Origin of the sequence: Moorena sp. SIO4A5 (assembly GCF_010672005.1) — a bacterium.
Lineage (GTDB): Bacteria > Cyanobacteriota > Cyanobacteriia > Cyanobacteriales > Coleofasciculaceae > Moorena.
Genome location: NZ_JAAHHZ010000522.1, coordinates 1 through 3,422 on the forward strand (window position 1 = coordinate 1; position 3,422 = coordinate 3,422).

A 3,422-nucleotide genomic window follows, 5' to 3' on the forward strand; every position below is an offset into this window, starting at 1 on the left:
AACTACAGTAGAATCAAAAAATAAATTAGTGATTTGTTCTGCAATCACTAAAAATTGCTCATTATAATCGATAACTTTCTGGTAGTCTCCTAAATACATATAAACAATACTCAAAGCATTCAAAAAAAATGAATCTGTTTCTTTATCTACTTTATTTAGCATTTTATTACACAGTTCAATTTGTTCCTTGTAAAATCCCCATGAACCTAGTTGTAAATAAATTTTGGTCTCTGTAATACCATTTAAAGGTAAAGGGAAAATTATAATTTCTTTTGCTCTGTTCCAATCTTCTATCTTGTAAAGATGTTCTGATGCTTCAAGATACCGTTTGATTTTATCTAAATTATCAGCATCAGAAGAAGGCTCATCTTCACAAGTAAGAAAATACTCTACTGCTGTGTAGTCAGGAACTTGTTCAAAGGGGACTTCATCCAAGTTAATTGCTAACTTTTCAAACAATAATTTACCTGGGGTTTTAGAATTATCTGTCATTGTGAACCACCACTTTTTAAATCTTGAATTAACTTTTTATGCTTTTCTAAAGCAACACTGCGAACTAAGTTATGTTGTCCTAGAAGTAGTTTTCCATTATGGTTAAATGATTTTTCAGCTAGAAAGCGATTTAATAATTCTTTTAAAGCTTTTTTTTGTCTTTCATCGCTACAATTTCCCTTTTCTACACGCTTTACTAAAGCTGCTAACTGCATAGACCAACCTTCTTTTTGTACAGGAATACGATAAACTGAAGCAGCACAAATTAAAATATAAGCATCTCGTAATTGAGTTTCTAGGCGATTAAATACGGACTCTAGGCGTGCTTTATTTACCTTGTTGTAAACGTCAGTAGTAAGTTTATGTAATTCCCATTCGTCATATCCTTGCGTTTTTCCTGCTTCAGCTTCAGCTATATCTTTTTCTACTTCTTCTATGGTTTCTTTTATGTATTTTTCACTTTCTATATCTTGATAATTCCAATAGTTTTGTACATCTCCATTAAAAGGATTACTGTTAATTTCTCCAATAATTACCCGTAGAACTAAAGGATGACCTTTATAGGCTTTTCCTAATCGCAGTAAAATTGGTCTATCTTCAGATTCTTGGGTAATATTTAATCCCTCTATTTCAAATAGTTCTTCTTGTTCTGGTTCTTCCAATCCATAGAGAATGTGACGCTGATAGAATTTGTCGTAGCGAGAAGCTTTACTATGTAATTCAACTGGTAAATCTTGGGAAGTAACAATTAAGCGACTTCGACAAGATTCGGCGGATAGTAACCTCAGAAAGAATTTTTCCCAATATTTATCGGTGAAATCTCCCCAGCCACCATCTTCATTTTCTGACAACAGTCTTTCCATGGAATCAATTAGTACGAGAAGCTGATTATCTTGTAAGCATCTGACTAATCGATTTAAAAGTAACTCTGGCTTTTTATCAGCTGAGGGAATATTTTCCCCTAAACTTTCTAGCCACCCCGCAGCGACACTGGTAAAGTCGGTGGATTTCCCCTCGTAGTCAAAATTATACCTTAGTAGCTTATTGTTCCAGTCAGCTTCAATTAAATCTTGTAATTCCAAAGCCAGTTTTTCTGCTAAAGCTGTTTTCCCAATTCCTGTTAAACCCAAAATCAGCAGGAAACGACAGGAATTACGGAGCTTTTGACTTAGTTCTGTTGTTAGTTTGTCTCTGCCTACCCAAGAAGTATCGTAAGCAAAAAAATTATTGGGAATAGTAACTGATGGATTTTGATCGTTTGCTTGGGATATTTTTTGCCAATCCAAACCTAATTTATCCGCAATTTCTAGAAAAAATGAGTAATCAACATTTTCTCCTCTGAGAAATTTTTTAACTGTACTTTCTGATGGACTTCCACCAAATTCTTTGGCAAAAGCATTTTGACTAGGGAAGCCGTTACGTTTAACAGCTTGTTTGACTTGACAAATGTATTGAGGAGAAACTCTGAGGGATCTCGCCATAGCTAGTGGTAGATCGGTACATTTATTTAGCCCTATCCTAGCAATTTCGTTCTCGACCTCATCTCAACTTACTCGACTTCATCTCAACTTATAAGTCAACCAATTGCTAAACCTAAAACTCGACCTGCGCTCAATTTCAATGAGATCAGACGAAAGAAATTGGATCCATAAAACCATGAAAATGCTACGAGAGATTACCGAAATACTTAAGTTAATACTTATCCTGATGGTAATCGCTGATTCCCCTGTCACACTAGTTACAGCTTCTATTGCATTGGCGGTCTACATGATTATGAGGTTAATTACCAAGGAATAAAAAAAATTTTATTGGCTATGATCGCTAGTTATTGAAGTGATTCGTTTTCCCCTTCTTCAACTAGCTGATCAAACAAATTAATGGAAATACTGGGATCAATCTTTATTGAATCTTTAAAAAGGGGCGGAACTAGCCCAAAAAAAAAGCTGGAATCCTTGTTAGGGGTTATAGCAATCTTCTGAGCCAGCTTCAACCAACTTGTTGCTGCTCCAAACTATTAAGGATGTCATCGATCATACCCATCCCATGCTTAGCAACCAGTGCTTCCAATATCACGCGGACTTGCTCATGGGAAAAATGCTCAGCAAAATGCTCAGCATTATTGATCACGACTGTAGCAATATTCTCTATATATACGTTTGTCTCTGATTCAGGCGAGAGAGTGAAAAACTCTTCACTTTCATCAAGCACTGGTGCTGGGTTGTGGGGTACCTCAGGGGGGACATCAGGGGGTACTTGTGAGTCCTTCTGATCAAGTTCCGCCTCTTGTTTACTCTTTGGTACTGGGGTAGGAGTAGGAGCAGGTTCGTTTTCAATACCCTTTGCTACTGGAGTAGAAACCTGAGCGGGTTCGTTACTCTTTGGTGCTGGAGTAGGAGCAGAAGCGGGTAAGTCAGTTTGCTGTACTTTATCTGGATGGATGTGTTGTGGGGTATCGTTATCCCAATTTACCAGTAGCCCCAGTTTTTTATCTTTGCCGCTGACTGTCCCAAGTTTGCCCGGTGATGCCCAATTGGGTAGATTTTTGTCTTCTATTACTTCAACGCGATCGCCCTCTGTGAACTGCACAATTTTGGCAGTTAGTTCTAGCTCTGAATGAATATTATCTACTGTCGCAGCACTCACGCCAACATGTTCAGCGATTCGGCGGTTAGTCCAATCTAGACCTTTTCGCTTACCGCCTTGGCTACGGGGAATAGCATCTAATGATCCAAACTCTTCGATTAACGTCTGGAACATCATTTCAACCGCCCGCCGCTTATCAGCATTGGTGCGGTGTAAGCTGGGGCGCTGGTTGGAGGAGCAGCTGTAACGAATGGCATCAATTAACTTGCCAATGCGGACTTCACACAGAATCTGTTGCTCGGCTAGTGCTGCTGCTTTAATTCGGTGGTGTCCATCACCTGGACGCT

Annotated in this window: 3 protein-coding genes and 1 pseudogene; 1 reads left to right on the forward strand and 3 read right to left on the reverse strand. The window is 38.3% G+C overall.

All coding sequences use genetic code 11. The annotated features are described in order from the left end of the window. Together F6K57_RS40295 and F6K57_RS40300 are read right to left on the reverse strand one after the other, a co-directional pair. Positions 1–492: tetratricopeptide repeat protein (locus tag F6K57_RS40295; RefSeq protein ID WP_293074510.1), on the reverse strand; the 492-nt coding region annotated here is incomplete at its 3' end. Continuing rightward, positions 489–1,973 (reverse strand): ATP-binding protein, encoded by a 1,485-nt coding sequence (locus F6K57_RS40300; protein WP_293074513.1) that lies wholly within the window; start codon positions 1,971–1,973, stop codon positions 489–491. The genes F6K57_RS40295 and F6K57_RS40300, both read right to left, overlap by 4 nt. A 175-nt stretch (positions 1,974–2,148) precedes the next feature. On the opposite strand from F6K57_RS40300, the gene F6K57_RS40305 reads away from it, so the two are divergent. Then, positions 2,149–2,289: a hypothetical protein gene (locus tag F6K57_RS40305; protein ID WP_293074516.1), complete on the forward strand. Its 141-nt coding sequence runs from the start codon at positions 2,149–2,151 to the stop codon at positions 2,287–2,289. Between the two features lie 189 nt (positions 2,290–2,478). Here F6K57_RS40305 and F6K57_RS40310 read toward each other — a convergent pair. Then, positions 2,479–3,422: pseudogene (locus F6K57_RS40310) on the reverse strand (hypothetical protein); the annotation flags it as partial.